This window comes from Paenibacillus sp. J5 (assembly GCF_054955055.1).
The window spans coordinates 253,153-271,426 of the sequence record NZ_JBUEDD010000006.1 but is presented as its reverse complement, the minus strand read 5'-3'; the positions used below and the strand labels follow the sequence as shown (position 1 = coordinate 271,426).

The 18,274-nt window shown below is 55.5% G+C and carries 15 protein-coding genes; 6 read left to right on the top strand and 9 right to left on the bottom strand.

Going from position 1 to position 18,274, the window contains the following annotated elements; genetic code table 11:
- Nucleotides 1–165: 165 nt before the first annotated feature.
- Complete coding sequence (locus tag ACY1JZ_RS13530; protein ID WP_462629613.1) at nucleotides 166–1,212, bottom strand: 2,3-butanediol dehydrogenase; 1,047 nt, start codon at nucleotides 1,210–1,212, stop codon at nucleotides 166–168.
- Nucleotides 1,213–1,452: 240 nt separating this feature from the next.
- Between ACY1JZ_RS13530 and ACY1JZ_RS13525 the strand changes: the two genes are divergently transcribed.
- Complete coding sequence (locus ACY1JZ_RS13525; RefSeq protein ID WP_462629612.1) at nucleotides 1,453–2,466, top strand: LacI family DNA-binding transcriptional regulator; 1,014 nt, start codon at nucleotides 1,453–1,455, stop codon at nucleotides 2,464–2,466.
- Between the two features lie 118 nt (nucleotides 2,467–2,584).
- Here the strand turns inward: ACY1JZ_RS13525 and ACY1JZ_RS13520 are convergent, their stop codons facing one another.
- From ACY1JZ_RS13520 to ACY1JZ_RS13510, 3 genes are all read right to left on the bottom strand, one after another.
- Nucleotides 2,585–3,667 (bottom strand): hypothetical protein, encoded by a 1,083-nt coding sequence (locus ACY1JZ_RS13520; protein ID WP_462629611.1) that lies wholly within the window; start codon nucleotides 3,665–3,667, stop codon nucleotides 2,585–2,587.
- A gap of 209 nt (nucleotides 3,668–3,876) precedes the next feature.
- Nucleotides 3,877–5,139, bottom strand: coding sequence for a DUF4179 domain-containing protein (locus ACY1JZ_RS13515; protein WP_462629610.1), 1,263 nt, complete (start codon nucleotides 5,137–5,139; stop codon nucleotides 3,877–3,879).
- Nucleotides 5,105–5,662, bottom strand: coding sequence for an RNA polymerase sigma factor (locus ACY1JZ_RS13510; protein ID WP_462629609.1), 558 nt, complete (start codon nucleotides 5,660–5,662; stop codon nucleotides 5,105–5,107). Before ACY1JZ_RS13510 ends, ACY1JZ_RS13515 begins: the two co-directional genes overlap by 35 nt.
- 335 nt (nucleotides 5,663–5,997) lie before the next feature.
- Between ACY1JZ_RS13510 and ACY1JZ_RS13505 the strand changes: the two genes are divergently transcribed.
- The 5 genes from ACY1JZ_RS13505 to ACY1JZ_RS13485 all read left to right on the top strand — a co-directional run bounded on the left by ACY1JZ_RS13505 (nucleotide 5,998) and on the right by ACY1JZ_RS13485 (nucleotide 11,729).
- Nucleotides 5,998–6,915, top strand: coding sequence for an ABC transporter permease (locus tag ACY1JZ_RS13505; RefSeq protein ID WP_270165800.1), 918 nt, complete (start codon nucleotides 5,998–6,000; stop codon nucleotides 6,913–6,915).
- Nucleotides 6,916–6,967: 52 nt separating this feature from the next.
- Nucleotides 6,968–7,849, top strand: coding sequence for a carbohydrate ABC transporter permease (locus ACY1JZ_RS13500; RefSeq protein WP_270165802.1), 882 nt, complete (start codon nucleotides 6,968–6,970; stop codon nucleotides 7,847–7,849).
- A 42-nt stretch (nucleotides 7,850–7,891) separates the two neighbouring features.
- On the top strand, nucleotides 7,892–9,493 hold the full coding sequence (locus tag ACY1JZ_RS13495) for an extracellular solute-binding protein (RefSeq protein ID WP_462629608.1): 1,602 nt from the start codon (nucleotides 7,892–7,894) through the stop codon (nucleotides 9,491–9,493).
- Between the two features lie 25 nt (nucleotides 9,494–9,518).
- Nucleotides 9,519–10,487 carry a LacI family DNA-binding transcriptional regulator gene (locus ACY1JZ_RS13490; RefSeq protein WP_462629607.1) on the top strand — a complete coding sequence of 323 codons (969 nt, stop codon included), beginning with the start codon at nucleotides 9,519–9,521 and terminating at the stop codon, nucleotides 10,485–10,487.
- A gap of 195 nt (nucleotides 10,488–10,682) precedes the next feature.
- Nucleotides 10,683–11,729, top strand: a complete 1,047-nt coding sequence (locus ACY1JZ_RS13485; protein WP_462629606.1) for a pectinesterase family protein — start codon at nucleotides 10,683–10,685, stop codon at nucleotides 11,727–11,729.
- Between the two features lie 227 nt (nucleotides 11,730–11,956).
- Here ACY1JZ_RS13485 and ACY1JZ_RS13480 read toward each other — a convergent pair whose 3' ends face one another.
- From ACY1JZ_RS13480 to ACY1JZ_RS13460, 5 genes are all read right to left on the bottom strand, one after another.
- Entirely contained in the window at nucleotides 11,957–12,934 is a 978-nt protein-coding gene (locus ACY1JZ_RS13480) for a ferredoxin family protein (RefSeq protein WP_462629605.1), read from the bottom strand.
- A 306-nt stretch (nucleotides 12,935–13,240) separates the two neighbouring features.
- The gene (locus ACY1JZ_RS13475; RefSeq protein WP_462629604.1) at nucleotides 13,241–13,999 is read right to left on the bottom strand and encodes an SDR family NAD(P)-dependent oxidoreductase; all 759 of its coding nucleotides are present in this window, start codon (nucleotides 13,997–13,999) and stop codon (nucleotides 13,241–13,243) included.
- A gap of 14 nt (nucleotides 14,000–14,013) precedes the next feature.
- The gene (locus tag ACY1JZ_RS13470; RefSeq protein ID WP_462629603.1) at nucleotides 14,014–15,438 is read right to left on the bottom strand and encodes an APC family permease; all 1,425 of its coding nucleotides are present in this window, start codon (nucleotides 15,436–15,438) and stop codon (nucleotides 14,014–14,016) included.
- A 68-nt stretch (nucleotides 15,439–15,506) separates the two neighbouring features.
- The gene (locus tag ACY1JZ_RS13465; protein WP_462629601.1) at nucleotides 15,507–16,610 is read right to left on the bottom strand and encodes a Glu/Leu/Phe/Val family dehydrogenase; all 1,104 of its coding nucleotides are present in this window, start codon (nucleotides 16,608–16,610) and stop codon (nucleotides 15,507–15,509) included.
- Nucleotides 16,607–18,250: an MFS transporter gene (locus tag ACY1JZ_RS13460; RefSeq protein ID WP_462629599.1), complete on the bottom strand. Its 1,644-nt coding sequence runs from the start codon at nucleotides 18,248–18,250 to the stop codon at nucleotides 16,607–16,609. Before ACY1JZ_RS13460 ends, ACY1JZ_RS13465 begins: the two co-directional genes overlap by 4 nt.
- Nucleotides 18,251–18,274 lie beyond the last annotated feature (24 nt).

Here is an 18,274-nt window from a genome sequence, read left to right as displayed (position 1 = left end):
TGTATGCAAGAAGTGGGCAAATGACACTATTCCCGAGTAAAGTCCCATTCCATGGCGAAGCACAACATGATCCGATGCGGCCACAGCCTTGCCAGCGCACCGGGCACATGCAAACAGGACGCCTGATATGGCGTCCTGTTTGCCTCTCTATTCATGTAAGCGAGCCTAGGCCTCAACGAGTATCTTAACCTGATTCTTCTCCTTCAGCAGCGCCTCGAAGCCCTGCTCCACAACATCCTCCAGCCTGATCCGCTTCGTCACCAGCTTGTCTGCGGCAAATACACCCTTCTCCATCAGGCTGATCACCGACGGGAATACGTTGCGGTAGCCGATAATGCCGTTAATGGTGCGTTCCTTGGTTACGATCAGGTTCGGCTTGATCGATGCTTCCTTCTCAAAGATGCTGACAATCATCATCTCGCCGCCTACCTTGGTCGAGTCGATCGCCTGCTGCAGCACCTGAGGCACACCTGTCACCTCGTAGGAAACGTCAGTGCCGCCATCCGTTCTGGCCATCAGTTCCTTCACCACATCGACCTGCGAGGGATCAAGAATGATCGCTCCCAGCTCCTCCGCCTTCTGCTTGCGCTCCGGCGACAGCTCGACGGCATAGATGTCCGCAGCCCCCGCTGCCTTGAGCGCCTCGATAACGAGCAGTCCGATCGGGCCGGCGCCGAACACGGCCGCCTTGTCGCCCACCTTGAAGCTGCTCTGGCGAACCGCATACAACGCCACAGCAGACGGTTCCACAAGCGCGCCCTGCTCATAGGACATCGTCGCTGGAATTTTATGAACCATGTGTTCAGCCACGACTGTATATTCGGAGAAGCCGCCGCCACCGCCAGCCAGACCATAGAAGCCCATCGTGCTGCACAGGTTGTATTTGCCGGAACGACACGCAGCACATGCTCCGCAATTGAAGATCGGCTCGACCACCGCTTTGTCGCCCACCTTGAAGCGGGTTACACCCTCCCCAATCTCCACAACCTCTCCGGAAAATTCATGCCCCATGACAATCGGCGCCTGCTCGCCCGTAATGGGGTGCGGCGCTGCGCCAGGGATAAAGATGGGCCCTGCTGTATATTCATGAAGGTCGCTGCCACAGATGCCGCACCACTTGACTTTTAGCTTCACTGTGCCCGGTTTAACCGCTGGCTCCTCGATGTCATCCAGTCTCAAGTCCTTCACACCATGCCATCTCAACGCTTTCAACGTATTCATCTCCCTAATTGTGCCTACCAAGCATATTGTGATAAAATGCAGAAAATTGCCAAGCCCAAGCGGCTGCCGCCGTCTTGAGGCGGGGCAACCGGATTTCGCATGATTTTCATCGATTAACAGGAAACGTTTCCGAATAAAAGTATGACACATTATCGACTTATTTGTCAAATTGTCATAATTTTCTGTTCATATCGGAAACATTTCCGTTCTGCAGAGAGGATGTCACAGAACATGACGGAGCACAAGAAAATAACCATTGAAGATGTGGCCAGACATGCGGGCGTCGGGATTGCCACTGTATCCCGCGCCATGAATAACTCACCTGGCATCAGTGAACGCACCAAGCAAAAAATTATGGGTGTAATTGAGGAGCTAGGCTTTGTTCCTAACTCCTCTGCTCAAAGTCTCAAGGTAAGACAGACACGCCAGATCGCGCTGGCCGTGCCGGATATTCGCAATGCCTTCATCCCCGAGATTGCCTGGTCCGTGGAGCAGGTCGCCCGCCAGCATGGCTATCAGGTCGTTCAGATTAACACCTCTGCCCAAGCAAAGCTGGAGCTAGACAGCATCCGCCACTTGAAGAAGCTGCATGTCGATGGCCTGATCATTTTACCCTTAGCCTATCCCAAGGCTCTCCATGACGTGATCGCCAAAAGCAGCCTTCCCATCTCCATCATTAATTATGGCAAGAGGCTTGATGATGGCATTCAAGCCGATCTGGTTAGCCTCGCTACCCAAGAAGGCATGCTCGTGATGGAGCATCTGATCCGCATCGGCCGGACGCGCATCGCTTATGCAGGCGCTGCCAAGGATGTGATCGAGGAGCGCTACTTCGCCTACGAACGGTCGGTTGATCATGTGGACCCTGCGCTCGTCTTCTTCGGCGAGGACTTCTCGATTCAGACCGGCAAGCAGGCCGCCAACTACTTCTGCGGCCTGGAGCATATGCCGGACGCCATCTACGCGGGCAATGATATGATCGCGATCGGCTTAGTGAATCAGTTGACCGCCCTTGGCATCCGCATTCCTGAACAAATCGCCGTAGTCGGAATTGATGACATCTTGTGGTGCACCATTACCGCACCTAAGATCAGTTCGGTCAGCATCATGGGTACCGAGGTAGCTCGCGCAGCGACCGAGCTGCTGCTCAAGCGGATCAAGGAACGCACGAGGGGCTCATACGAGCGTGTCAAATTCCAGCCGCGGCTGATCGTGCGCGAATCCAGCGTTGTGATGGAACGTTAGTCATGCAATAGAACGGTGAATGGTACATTGAACCGCTAGAGTTGCTGATCCGGTACGGGAGTCAGGGTCTCGGCATCCTCTGCTCCGCCTCGAGCTAAAGACACGATCCAGCACACGGCTATAATCGCACCACTCGACGGTAATGCATATGATCGAGCTTGTCCTCCCATGTCAGCTCCTCCGCATACGGATCGCGGTAGTAGACTGCAACCGGCAGATAGCCAAGCGCGACTCCAAGCCCGCCGCAGATGCTGCTGCCGCCATCTCCCCCCTTGCAGATGACCACGCCGTCGGCAGTCGCGGTCAGCTCGGTCTGGTATGGATCGCCCAGAAAATACAGCCCGAATGCGTTCGGCTGCTCCAGATCATACGGGCGGTCTTCCCCTTGCGGACGCTCCTGCAGATCGGAGAGGTCTGAGGAGCCTGAGCCACCCCCCTGTTCCAGGCTCCGACTGTCTTCACTGGACTTCCCCTCATCCACCTGCCGATCCAGCTCGCCAAAATGCCGCACCTTCATCGAATAATCGAAGCTATCTCCCCAGGGGAACAGCGTTCGGCAGCCACCCCCATATACATATTCCCACTCCTCCTCCGTCAGTATGCCGAAGCCCTCCTCCAGTTCACTGGCCGCCCACTCCTCATAGCTGTCGCTGCTGTCGAACAACTCTACTCGTATACTCTCTCCCGCCCGGAGCAGGCGAAATGACTGGTACTGCTCATAAGTGCTATACGTTGTCTGCTTGAAGCTCTCCAGCTCCTCGAGCACATCGTCATCCTCCTCCGGGTCCAGCTCCTCCAGTGTAACCTCGTACCAGCCCGCTGGCCTGGTGCGGCGTTCGATGAGCAGCGGACGAATCTCCACCTCCCGAACAGGCGACATCTGCTCACGCAGCAGCTTCGCCAGCTCCTCCGGCACCCTACCAGCCTCCTCCATTCCCTCCTGCATATCCATAAGCGTTGCATCATCTGGCCCTGCGCTCCAGTCCGCCCACCCGAGTGTTACCTGGTCGCCAGGAATGAAGACGAACTCGCAGCCCTTATATTCAAATATTCCCGTCTCCACGATGCGCCCATAACGCTCGAACCGTTCCATCCGCAGGAAGGCGAACCCTGCAGGCAGCCTGTCTTGCAGCGCTCGCAGTGCTTGTTCCTTATCCGTCCATCCTAACCGTTCCCACTCCTGTCGCCCCCACTGCTTCATCCGTCTCTACCCCTCTCCAGTTTGCACCAGTGTGTTTGCTTCTTCGCCCGTAATCTGCTTCCCAACCCTCCACTGTCTGGCGCCTTTCATCCAGTGTAGCTCCCGGATGCTAACGGCTCAATGAGGCGTGAGTCCTTATGTGCAGATAGGAAAAGGCGGCTAGCCATGAACTGGACAGCCGCGGATTAGCAGATGGGGAAGGTGGATGCTTACTTATCTACAGGAATTGATATTTTCTTATTGTACGCTTTAATATACTGGTAACCGTCCACCAGCAGGAATTCCGGCTTGTCCGTCGTGTCAAATGAATAGGTCTGCTCCCACATTATATTCCCGTTCTTCAGGTCCCATGGGCGTTCTTTGGAAATTGAAGATACAGGTACGATATTGCCGCCTGCCTGTACGGATAAATGATCCGTGTCCAGGAAAGTAAACTTTTTTCTGGCAATGACGACATCATAGCCTGTTTCACTTTTTGTAACGCTCCGAATCCATAACTTCTCATCACCGACTTTAATGGATCGATCGGAAGGTGACGCAAGCGAGATCGGCTCGTTGATTTTGTGGTATCCTTCAGAGTTTTTAAACACAAGCTCAATGGACTGAATAGGGTTCGTTGGGAACGGCTCATATTTAATGACAAAGCCGGTGCCACTCCACACAGAACTTGTCATTGCCACCTCTACCCCGTTCACATAAAGCATGGTTTTACCAGGGAATCTCGGCGTCTCCTCAAGTTCATAACGCCCCTTCACCACGGTTGAGGTCGGCGAAGCCGTCATGGAGTCAAAGTGAATCCTTCCTTTATCGACCGTGATGAATTGTGAAATGTCTTGCTTCACGATGCTCTTCATTGCGATGCTCGCATCAAAATGAAAGGAGATTGAACAGGCTATCTTCTCTCCATGATCTGGATAATCCACGAAAGAAAGGGTCAAGGTGCGAGAGAAAGGACTAACCGATTCAAATTCAGCAACTCCCACATACTGATCCTTTTTATTGCTGTCCTCGCGGTACCCTCCAAGCCATTTGGAATCGGTCAAGATTCCCTTCACTCGTTCAAAATGATAACTTCTATACTCAGTGACCGCAGGTCGATTATCAATCGTGTAATAGATGCGAAACACATTATCATCTGCTATTACACCATTAATGGTAAATACGGCTCCATCCTGAAGCGTTATACTTTTGTTGATCTTTTGTCCAAGCCCCTGCTCCATGACTTCAGAGAAGCTAAGAGAGTTTATACTGAGTTTGTTCAAGTAATAAGCAAAGGCAGGATACTCATACACGCCGATCATTAGAATGAGTGCTGCAGCCGTCGATAATATCCATGCCGCCGCCTTATTCGTTCTTTTGTTCAAGGGAGCACGCTGCAGCGCATCCCGAAGTCTGCCTTCAAGCTCTAACGGAGCCTGTATTCGGTTTGACACTTGTTTATACTCCTCCAGTTTCTCCTCGATCGTTTTCATAACGATCACCTCCGATCATGGTCTTCAGTTTTTGTATGCCCTGAGAAATTCTTGATTTAATCGTTCCGAGCGGCGCACCGGTCATCTCCGCAATCGTCTGATAGGCAAGATCGTGAACATATCGAAGCTCGATTGCTTCCCTCTGCTGTGCGTTCAGATGGGATAGCAGCACCTGCATGTTGATCTCAGATTCTGTATCACGATAGGGATTATCATCTGTACATGCAGAGGGTTCCCGCTCGTCCTCCAGTGGAAGAAATCGCTTCTTTTTGCGGAGCATGGCCTTACAGCGATTGACGAGAATGGTTTTGCTCCAACTGTAAAATGCTTCGCCCTTCTGCAATTGATGAATCTTTTCGTACAGCGTGACAATCATGTCTTCCATCGCATCCATGGCATCATGCTCGTTCCCCATGTAGGCGTAGGCCAGGCGATAATAAGCGTCTTGATCGGTCATGATGAGTTGCAATAATGCTTCCTTGTTGCCTTTTTTGGCTTGCTTGACCAACTGGCTTACGTTCATGTTCTCTCCCCTTTTCATAGATAAGAGATCGCAGAGACTATAATAGTTCATTTTGTACAAAAAAAGTTTGTTGAACCAACTCCAATTTATCTGTTGCCAAAATCAATCGCCTTTGCTATGATGAAAAAAATGAAATGTAAGCGCATTAATTTACGGTAAAATTACAACGTTGTAATTTTAAGTCCCCGTGCTTGAGTAATCTACATCCTTCTTCCCAATCTTTTTATATTGCGGTTATGATCAAGTCTTACCCTTCTATATTGATCAACGGAACACTGTTCTTCACCCAAAATTTCAAACGTTGTAAATTATATTTCATAAGGAGTCGATATGAAGTGAAGCATCGATTGTCAACACTCTCCAGACTGATTCGACGGGATAAATATTTGCTGCTCATGTTCGCCCCGATTTTTGTGTACTACGTCGTATTTCTGTATGTCCCCATGCCGGGCATGCTGCTTGCCTTCCGCGATTTCATGCCGGGCCAGGGTGTGTTCAGCGGTGAATGGGTAGGGCTGCAATGGTTTGATCAGTTTGTGAACTCAATCTATTTCTGGCGGCTGCTGCGCAATACGTTCCTGCTCGCGTTCCTCCCGCTGCTGTTCGGCTTCTCTATTCCGATCCTGTTCGCGATCTGCATCGTCGAGATCAAGAACAGCGTGTTCAAGCGCTTTGCCCAGACCGTCACCTATCTGCCGCACTTCATCTCGACCGTCGTCGTGGCAGGCATGATCGTGAACTTCCTCTCTCCGACAGACGGCATCGTCAATACGCTGCTGGCGAAGCTGGGCATGAATCCTGTCAACTTCATGATGGAGCCGGGCTGGTTTCGCACGATCTTCACCAGCTCCGACATCTGGCAAAGCTTCGGCTTCAACTCCATCATCTACATCGCCGCTATTATGGCGATCGACACCGAGATGTACGATTCGGGCAAGATTGACGGCGTGAACAAGTTTCAGGAGCTATGGCATCTGACGCTGCCAAGCATCAAGCCGACGATCGTCATCCTGCTGCTGCTCTCGCTAGGCGGCATTATGAATGTCGGCTTCGAGAAGGTCTACCTGCTCTACAATCCGGCAACCTACGACACGGCCGATGTGCTCTCGACCTATGTGTACCGGATGGGGATTATCGGGCAGAACTACGGCTTTGCTACCGCCGTCGGACTATTCAACTCCGTGGTCACCTTTATCCTTGTACTCACAGCGAATACATTAACGCGGCGGCTTACGAAGATGTCCTTGTGGTAAGCGCCCCCATCCCATTTTGCTCTATCATCCAGCCAAAGGAGAGCTGCTCGTTATGAAGACTTCCACAAGCGATCGTTCCTTTTACTTGCTTGTTCACCTGTTCACCCTGATCGCTGTACTGGTCACCCTCTACCCCTTCCTGTACGTCGTCAGTGTGTCGTTCAGCTCGGTGGACGCCATCGAGAAGCAGAGAGTATTTTTCTATCCGGTCGAATTCACATTATCAGGGTACAAGATGGTGCTGCAATACCGCGAGCTATGGGTGTCCTTCTACAATACAGCCTGGTACACCATCGTCGGCACACTGCTTAATATTGTAGCAACCTGCATGGCGGCCTTCCCGCTCTCGCGTGCACAATTTTTTCTGCGGAGGAAGCTGAACTTCTTCATTGCCTTCACCATGTACTTCTCCGGCGGCCTCATCCCGGCTTACATGCTCATTACCTCGCTCGGGCTGTACAACAGCCGCTGGGTCATGGTGCTGCCGATCCTGGTCATTACCTTTAACGTCATGATCTGCCGCTCGGCCTTTGAGAGCATTCCGAATGAAATCTTCGAGAGCGCGAGCATCGATGGCGCCAACGAGCTGACGATGCTGTATCGTCTTGCCGTCCCGATTATTAAGCCGACACTAGCTGTTCTGACGCTCTACTATGCCGTCTACCACTGGAACAATTTCTTTACCGCCCTGCTCTATCTGGGCAAGCAGGATCTGCAGCCGCTCCAGATGTTTCTGCGACGAGTGCTCATTATGGCCTCGCCGGAGGTCATGCAGAAGATGGGCGGCGCCATGACCAGCAATGCGCTAGCCGTATCCTCGTTGCAGGTTCGGTATGTATCGATCGTCGTCAGTATCCTGCCGATCATCACCATTTACCCTTTTATCCAACGGTACTTCGTCAAGGGCATTACCCTCGGAGCCGTGAAAGGATAGATTGCACGACCAACTGTTCATAACTAAGGGAGGAACAAACTGATGAAGATTACAGGGGCAAGCAAGATCGCATTGACCGCATGGCTCGCCGTGAGCCTGGCCGGGTGCTCCGGCGGAGCAGGAACGACAGCAGGCAACGGCAACAGTGCCGCGCCGGAAGGCGAATCGCAATCGACCTACACCTATACAGGCTCGGGGCCGGTTACCGATCAGAAGGACGCGAGGCTGTCCATCCTGGCGACCAACGCCTGGACAACTAACGTCGATCTGTCCACCGCTGCCATCGTCAAGCAGGTCGAGAGCAATGCCGGCGTGAGTGTGGATTGGGACTTGATCCCGCCGCAGAACTATGCCGATGCAGTCAGCCCGCGGCTCGCTGCCGGGATGGATCTGCCGGACATCGTGTACTTGCCGGATCAGGATCAACTGATGAAATATATTAAAAGCGGCTTGTTCCTGTCTCTCGACGAGTTGTATGATAAGTATGGAGTCAATCTGAAGAAAATCTATGAGAAATCTCCAGCGATCAAGGCAAGTCTGACGACACCGGACGGCAAAATGTATTACGTGCCGCAGCAGACGCTTACCCGCAACTATATGCCATTATTTATGATCAATCAGCGCTGGCTCAGCAAGCTGAAGCTGCAGGAGCCGACCACTCTGGACGAATTCACCGAGATGCTGCGCAAATTCAAGTCAGAGGACCCGAACGGCAATGGCAAGGCCGACGAAATCCCGCTGTCCATGGAAGCCAAGTTCGTCCCGATGGCGTTCGGCCCGGCATTTGGTCTGGATCTGTCCAATAACTTCTATGCCGATGATCAGGGCAAGGTGCATTTCAGCTATTATGAGCCAGCATACAAGGACTATCTCACTTACTTGAACGGGCTGTACAAGGAAGGGCTGCTGACTGTTGACTACGCGAGCACCACGGCAGACCAGGTGACCTCTCGCATCTCGCAGGATGTAACCGGAGCCACCTTTAATTTTAGCTGGTACCAATCGATGGTCTACAGCCCGCTGTTCGCCGACTATGATCCGAGCGAGCCGATCTTCAAGGGCATTCCGCCGCTCAAGGGGCCTTACGGTGACGCATTCTACATTGGCCGGACACCGGTCAGCGGCATCTTCGGCATCTCCAAGAATAGCAAAAATCCGGAGCTCGCCTTCAAGTTTCTCGATTACGGGGTAAGCGAGGAGGCGCAGACCTTGTACACCTGGGGTATTAAGGACGACACCTACACCGAGCAGAACGGCGTGAAGACATTTACAGAGAACGGCAAGAACAATGAATATATTCAGAAGCTGGGCATTGGCCCGGTCAATCTGCCGAACATTCAATCGACAGATGCGGCCGATGCTACTGTAGCGCCTTGGCACGCCAAGCTGGACAAGGAATTCGAGCAATACGTGCGCGAGCCATTCCCGTTCGTATACGCGCTGTCGGATGAGGCATCCATCGAGAGCACCACGATGCCAGACGTAACCACGTATGTGCAAGAGATGAACTTCAAGTTCATTAGCGGCGAGGCGCCGCTCGACAAGTTCGACAGCTATATTCAGACGCTGAAGAGCATGAACATCGAACAGGTCATCGCCGGAAGACAAGCGCAGTATGACCGGTACATGGCCGCACAAAAATAAGCTTGCTGTGAGGGGTTAATGACGCTTGATAACCATTAAAGACATTGCCAAATTGGCCGGGGTCAGCTACAGCACCGTATCCAAGGCGCTGAACGGCGACCCCCGCATCAAACACGAGACGAGGCAGAAGGTGCTGCAGATTGCAGAGAAGCATCAGTACCGCAAAAACATTCTGGCCAGCCAGCTCTCGACAGGCCGCAGCAATATTATCGGGTTCGTGCTGGATGAGCTGAGCAATCCACTGTTCGCCACCATCTCGGGTAACTTGCACGCAGAATTGAAAAAGCGCGGCTACCAGATGATACTCGTTGTCGCAGATGATGGTCTGGACGTCTTCAGCCAGTTGCGTGTGGATGGGTGCATTCTGTGGGATTACGCGCTCGATAACCGTGAGGCATTCTGGAAGCGATATTCCACCCTGAGTATGCCCTGCTTCGTGCTCGGTACAGATGAGACGCCTAACTCGCCCTATATTAAGATCGACCGCAAGGAAGGCATCTATATGGCCGTAAAGCATCTTCAGGAGCAGGGTCATCAGCGAATCGGCTTCATCGGCAACTCGCAGCTTGTGAAGCTGGAGGGCTACCGCGAGGCGCTACAGCGGACAGGGCTGGCGTTCAATCCGGCTCACGTGCTGCCCGCGCACTCCTCCTGGGAGGATGGCTACTTCGCCATCCGCAATTACAGCTTTGATGCCGATTCGCCGACCGCATTCATCGGCTTGAACAACCTCGTCACCCGCGGAGCGCTGCGAGCCTTGCTTGAGGCCGGACAGCTTGTGCCGCAGGATATCTCGCTGATCGGCTACGATGATCTCCCGGACATGCAATATGCGGAGGTAGCGCTGACGACCATCGGCCCTCCGCTAGACGAATTGGCTGCTCAGGCAGCCGAGCTGATTGTGGCGCTCATTCGGGATGAGGAAGTCGACTATCCGGTTGTCATCCAGCCCAAGCTGTACCACCGCAGCTCTGTCGGATTATGCCGCGGGTGAGCTGGCTGGGTAATGCTTGATGGCGATGAACAGCACTCCTATACAGGTGCGTTCAGCCTGCAAAGTATTGAATAGAAACAGTTAGCAGCAGTTAGCAGCAGCTAGCACATCCAGTAGAATCAAGCAGCATCCGTGCTGCCAGGAGCAATCGACCACAGGGATATGTTTTCTATAGAGATTGGAGCGAACTTAACGATGAGCAAGCAAGCAGAGAGGACATGCCGGTTGACTGTGGCATGGGACGGAAGCGGGGATTACCGGACGATTCAGGCCGCACTGGATGCGATTCCTGCGGATACGGATCAGCGGTTCACGATCGCAATTCGAGCTGGCGTGTATGAGGAGAAGCTGACGATTGACAAGCAAGGGGTGCGGCTCGTAGGCGAAGGCGCGGACAAGACCGTCATTACGTATCACGACCATGCCTTGAAAACCTTCCCTAATGGCGAGCTATATCATACCTTCCATTCCTACACCGCCATCATTGTGGCAGACGATGTGACGGCAGAGGATCTCTCCTTCGTCAATACAGCGGGCCCTGGAGCACAGGTTGGACAGGCGCTCGCCATGTATGCGGACGGAGACCGCACTGTCTTTCGGCGTTGCCGCTTCGTCGGCCATCAGGATACGATCTTCACCGGCCCCCTCCCCGAGCGCCCCATCGACCGCAGCTACTTCGGCGGCCCGCGCGACGGTCTGGAGCGCCGCAAGCTGCGCCAGTATTACGAGGATTGCTATATTGAGGGAGACGTTGATTTTATATTCGGCTCGGCGACGGCTGTCTTTCACCGTTGCGAGATCTACTCCAAGAATAGGCTGTCCGGTGACGAGGCGGCCGCCGGAGCGGTTAACGGCTGGATGACCGCAGCCTCCACTCCCCCGGATGTGCGGTTCGGCTATGTGTTCATCCAATGCAGGCTGACCGGCGATGCTCCGCCCGGGTCAGTATATCTTGGCAGACCTTGGCGCAATGATGCGAAGGTATGCTTCCTTCATTGCTGGATGGATGCCCATGTGCACGCTGAGGGCTGGCACAACTGGGACAAGAAGGAGGCGGAGGCAACCGCCGTATTTGCCGAATACAATAGCTCCGGCCCCGGACAACCGCAAGGCGAGCGCCGTGTGGCTTGGGCCAGAGCGCTGAGTGCCAAGGAGGCTGCTGAGTACGAGCCGAATCGTGTGCTGTCGGGCAGTGATGGCTGGGCGCCGCATGTCCCTGTCCCTGGAAGCAACCATATATGACCCCCTGACCTTAACGACGAATAGGGCAGCCAAGCGGCTGCCCTATTCTGTCCTTCAATCGCCGTGCTCCCCATCTCCCTGACGCTCTCCAATCCGTCACCCCAGCGGACACATGACTGGATAAGATGATACCACTCGTCGGCTGTTCGTTGCTGCGGGTGACTCTCCATAAGGCGGCTTCACTCCATATGCTCCATATGCTCCATATGCCTACGCTACACTGCCAGCTATATAGGCTGTCTGGAATCCGCCGCTAGCACGCGATACTGCTTCGCCTCGCCAGATGAGCCGCAGCCGCCGATCTCCACCGTCTTCCAGGTCTGGACAATAGCGTTATACTGCTGCAGCTTCTGCTCCCCGGCCGGGGCATATTCAATCCGCACTCGTACCTCGTCCGCTTCGCCCATCTCCTGACTCGCCTGCTTCACATAGCGATCCCATTCCCAGCCGAAGGAGGCGAGCAGCTCGCGCTCCGCCACCTGCTCCACGCCCTGTATCATGCTCCAGCCGCGGTAATGACGGTACAGCTCGGCAGCCGGCTTATGACGCTGCACCAGAATATCCAGTTGCTCCTGCTGCATATTGGCCCAGTATCGGCCCGCCGGGAACTCGATGAGCGTCGGGGCATAGCGATGCCCTCCGAAGTGGGTCGTGCACCAGACCCGCACATCGTCCCGCTGTCCATACTGCTGCTGTACATATTCATAGGCAGGATAGCCGAAGCGCCCGCAGCAGGCATCATGCTCGCCATGCGCGCAGACGAACAGCTCGCGGCGTCCCGCTACCGGCACTTCCAGCCATTGGGAATACGCGTCCAGCCTTCCAGGATTCACCTCAGAGCCGATAAGGGCGTCCGCCAGGCTCTCAACCTGGTTATATGGCACCACATAGCTTGCCAGCTCGAAGCCAGAGCACGGGTAACCCGGATGCTGCATGTAGAACAGACGCACCATCCCTTCCGGGGAGCGCTTCTGCGGGCAATACATCGCCAGCGGCTTCGCCACCCTCCCCTCCTTGGCATGATGCTTGATGATCTGCATCAGCCCCTCAGGATACCGGGCATTCAGCTCTGCCGCAGCAGGCCACGGCATCGGCAGCTCGATGAACAGATAGCGCTTGTGCATTGTACCCGAACCGATCGGGTCCTCTCCTTGAGCCTGAGAGATAAGCGAGCAGAGCTGCGCGTTGTCTTCCATGTCATTCATACTCTTCTTCCTCCATTGATGTATGTCGGTCATCGTTCCAGCCTGCTTGCGTTCACACTGTCCTTCTCCAGCTATTATAGCACGTGAACGCACCCATCCGCCCCCCTGTTTCCGCCACTTTGCCAGACTGTCGAGGCAATTGGAACAGTTGAGCCTGGCTGCACACCCCTCTATCCTGCCTCCGCTTCAGGATGTCAGCACATGGCTGGAACGCTGGCACACATAAAACAGGCAGCGAGCCTGTTGCTCGCTGCCTGATCCATCGCAGCCGCACCGATGTCATCAGTGCTGCCGATGACCTGCGGTCTATTTCGCCGTATATCCTCCATCCACCGGAATGCCGGCGCCCGTAATGGCGCTGGACTCGTCCGAGGCGAGGAACAACGCCGCATGGGCGATCTCGACTGGCATGATTGTGCGCCCGATCGGATGAATGTCATCGATCGACTTGAGCACCTCCTCCCGCCCGCCGAACAGCTCGGCATGGCGGTCGTTGAAGGCGGTGTCCACCCAGCCCGGACAGATGCAATTGACCCGAATGCGGTCGACGGCGCAATCGAGCGCCATCGCCTTGGTCAGCATCAGAATCGCCCCCTTCGAGGACACATAAGCGGCCAGGCGCGGCTCGGCGACGTAGCTATTGGCCGAGCCCATATTGATGATGGCGCCCCCGCCCTTTTCTCTCATCCCCGGAATGACCGCCCGTGAGAGCAGAAACATCGACTTCACATTGACTGCATATGTGCGATCCCATATGTCCTCAGTCAGTTCGAGGATGGAGCCAGGGATGTTGATTGCAGCATTGTTGACCAGAATATCGGGCGCTCCGAACTGAGCGGCAGCGAACTGCGCAAGCCGCTGCACCGAGGCGCTATCCGATACATCGGTCTGGCAGAATAGCGCTCGGCCGCCGGCTAACGCTAGCTGCTCGGCCGCTGCTTCCCCGTGAGAATCAATATCGGCCAGCACAACAGCGGCTCCTTCCTCTGTAAACCGTTTGGCGATCTGATAGCCGATGCCGCCTGCGGCGCCGGTTACAATTGCAATTTTGCCTGCTAATCTCATTGTAATGCCTCCTTCTAGATTTCTCCGAGTGCCGGCGGCACTTCCTTGTAGCCCTTCGAGCGAATCGCACCCAATACGACGCCGATGGCCATCCAGGCAAAGCCGATCAGATACGTCGTCGAATCAAAGCCGCTCCAGATGAAGGCAATAACGCCAAAGCCGATCAGCGGGCAGAGCAGATAGCGAATGAAGCCTTTCAGATCGCGGTGCTTTTTGCGCCAGAAGAAGTGGGTGACCACGGACAGGTTGAGCAGCATATAGGTGGTCATCGCGCCGAAATTAACCAGCTTGGCAAGCAGATCCAGCGACATGAACAAGGCGACAAGCACCGATGCAGAGCCGACGAAGATCGTTGCGTTGGCTGGGGTTTTATATTTCGGATGCACCTTGGAGAGCAGGCTGGAGCCGGGCAGCAGCTTGTCGCGGCTCATGGAGAAGATGACGCGGGAGATGGCTGATTGCACGGTCAGTGCATTGGCGATGCCGACCGCAAGAACACCTACGATAATGAATGCATAGTACAAGGCATCCCCTCCGACCTCGCGCATAATGTCGAAATAGCCCATGCCCGGATCAAGATCCGCATACTCTGGATGGACAAGCGAAGCCATATAGGACTGGCTGAGGAAGAGAAGGCCGATCAGACAGAGACTTGCAACGACAGAAGGGCCAACCGTGCGGGTCGGATTTTTAGTTTCCTCGGACAAGGTGCTAATGCTGTCAAAGCCGATGAAGCCCAGTACAGCGATCGATGCCGCTGTCGCGATAAATTGCAGATCAATCTTGCCTGGCTGATAGAACGGATCGAGCGACAGACCGCCCATACCGTGGCCGTCGATCAGCACATACTTGATGCCGCAGATGAGGAAGATGGCGATGAGCGCGAGCTGGCAGAACAGAAACAGGTAGCTCGCTCCCCGAGTCATCGAGATGCCGCGGGCATTGACGAAGGTGATGATGAAGGCGAAGATGACGATTATCAATGTAGCCGGGACGCCGGGCAGCACAGCGGACAACCATAGATTGGAGAAGGCAATAAGCATCCCGGGGATGATTAAATAATCCAAAATGATTACCCATCCGGTCAAAAAGCCGACATGCGGGTTCAGCCCCCGCTGCACGTAGGAGTAGGCGGAGCCTGCAATCGGGAACTCGCGGCTCATCGCGCTATAGCTGAGCGCAGTGAACACCATCGCGATGACGCCAACCAGATAGACGAGCGGCGCCATGCCGAAGCTCTCGATGGACGCAATGGCATAGACCTGCGTGGGCGCAATCGGCAGCATCGTAATCAGCCCGAATGTGACCAGATCCTTAAAGGTCAGCGTGCGCTTGAGCTCCTGGGCATAGCCGGTGCTTTTTTCCTGTGAAGCTTCAACATGCTCTGTGGCAGCGACCGTCTCCGCGGACAGTGCAGGGGATGGGACAGCATTGGACATGTTCAATTCCTCGCCTTCATTGTGTAGGGTAGTAATGCCTGTATGTCTGGCAAACCCGTCATGGCTGTTCAGGCATGGCGCCTGCGGCTCAATGCATGGTGCTCCTTCTGCAGGAACGTCGAGCGAACGCTGCGTAACTGTGTGATGCGTTCCTCAGCCAGCCGATCGGCCGCCGCATAGGTCGGAAGGTTCTCCAGTGCCGATATATCGAAGATGCGGGCAATGCTCTGATAGATTTCGCCGATCTTCTTGTAAGCCCGCTCCCGATTGTAGCCGTTCAACTCATCAGCGATATTAATGACGCCGCCCGCATTAATGACATAATCGGGTGCATAGGCAATACCCATTCGGTGCAGTTGCTCGCCATGCCGCGGCTCCTGCAGTTGATTGTTTGCAGAGCCTGCGATGACACTCGCCTTGAGCCGGGAAAGGGTCTCATCATTCAGTGTCGCGCCAAGCGCACAAGGCGCATAGATGTCGCAGTCGACATCATAGATGCTCTCTGGCTCTACCGCCTCCGCGCCGAACTGCTCCATCGCATTCATCACAGCCTCACGGTGAATATCGGTAACGATAAGGCGTGCTCCCTCCTCATGCAGATGACGGCATAATCCCATTGCAACATTGCCGACGCCCTGTACAGCCACCGTCCTGCCGGATAGCTCGTCTGTGCCGAACGCCTCCTTCGCTGCCGCCTTCATGCCCATGTACACTCCGTATGCCGTCGCAGGGGACGGGTTGCCTGAGGAACCGAAGCCGGGGGAAATGCCTGTTACATACTCCGTCTCCTGATGGATCGTATCCATATCGGCAACGGTCGTTCCGACATCCTCGGCCGTAATGTAACGACCGTTCAGTCCTTGTACAAATCGGCCAAAAGCGCGAAACATCGCCTCGCTCTTGTCGGTATGAGGGTTGCCAAGAATAACCGTCTTGCCTCCGCCCAGATTCAGCCCGGACACCGCATTTTTGTAAGTCATCCCTTTTGCCAGGCGCAGCACATCCTCCAGTGCCGCCTCCTCCGATGCATAGGTCCACATCCGCGTCCCGCCAAGAGCAGGCCCAAGCGTTGTATCATGAATCGCGATTATCGCTTTTAAGCCTGAGGACTTGTCCTGGCAGAAATGCACCTCCTCGTAATCATCCTTCTGCATGATGTCCAACAAGCTCATGTCGGGCTCCTCCATTCATCATATTTTCTCCACCGCAGCCATACGAGCAGCGACAAGCCCGCCAGCGCCGCCAGGAACAGCTCGACCGCATGGAGCAGCGTCAGTTGCTGCGCCGCATAGCCCAGCCCCAGCACCGGCAGAGCTACCCCCAGATACGTGCCTACATAGAAAAAGGAAACCATATCCCCTCGCGCTTCCCCTGGCGCCAGTGCGTTTACCGAGGCGAGGCTGCCCGCATACAACGGGCCGTGTCCCAGCCCGACCAGCAGCGCCGAGCAGACCAGCAGCAGCGGGGAAGAGAGCAGCATGCTCGTCCACAAGACGCCAAATCCGGCGAGCAAAAAGGCAAAGCCCACTGTTGCCATCCGCCATAGCGGCAAGCGCCCGAGCAGCGCTTGGCTGACTGCGGATACGCCCAGCACGATCGCAGCCGTGATTCCTGCCAGCACATAGCTAGCGCGACCAACCCATTCATTCATGTAAGATGGAATCAGCGACATGAACAGACTGGCCGCCGCCCAAGCGATAAAGGAAGACGCCGAGGCCGTATAGAACGGCCCTCGAATGGCGCGAGGCACTCGTGGCCAGTGCAGCACGCCCGCGGAACGCGGAGCGGTGGCGGCTCGCAGGGTGGCTGGAGCCGCCTCAACGATGTAGCCGAGTTCGGGCGGCGTTAAGCCGGGGCCAGCCGCAGACGGCGGCTGCCCTGCGACGCCAGCATCGTCAGCATCGTCGGCTCCCGCCTCTGCCGCTCCCGCTGCTTCCGCCGAATCCGCGTTCGCGCCAACCGCCATAGCCTCGGCACAAGCCGTCTGGGCGGACACAGCCACGCCGTCTCGGCCCTTGCCGCTGGCCGGGGCGCGCAAGCGCAGCAGCCACAGCCCGACCACCGCCGGCAGCATGAGCACGGCGTGCAGCGCGTAGGGCAGTTGCAGCGGATACGGCGCCCACTCGGCCAGCATGCCGGACAGCAGCGGCGACAGCGCATTGCCGCAGGTAACCGCGATCGCCGCCAGCAGCGCGGCACGATGCCGGTCCGCTGATGGATGCAGCAGCGTCAACGCCGCCACGGCCACACCGTTGAACATGCCGACCGCCAGCCCCTGCAGCGCTCGTGCCGCGAGCAGTGCATATACGCCGCCCGCTGTCGCCAGGCAGATCGAGGCGGTCAACGAGACCGCCGCGCCACCGGCCAATATGGCACGCGGTCCACTCCGATCGGATAACTGTCCGAAGCATACGATTGCAGGGATAACGACGAAGGCATAGGCTGCGAACAGCAGCGCAACCATAGCCGGGGAGAGCGCCCATTGCTCTCTGTATATGGCATAGAGCGGTGTCGCCAGATTCAAGCCCAGTATGGTGGCGAACAATCCGTAGGCCACCAGCCAGTACCCCGTTGCCGCCCTGTCGGCAGCCGCGCGAACCTCCAGCACATCCTGCAGCCCGCCCATGGTGCTGACCAGCACGCCCAACCGTTCCTCATCCACCGAGGTGATGATTCGCATGCGCGACACCCCGGGACGGCGCTCAGGACGCACCCGCAGGCTGTTGATATTACAGCCATGCCCGGCCAACAGCTCCGAGATGCGAGCTAATACCCCGGGTCTGTCTTGAACCCGAATTGTTATTGTATGCACCGCCATCTCCCCCTCCTTGTATCA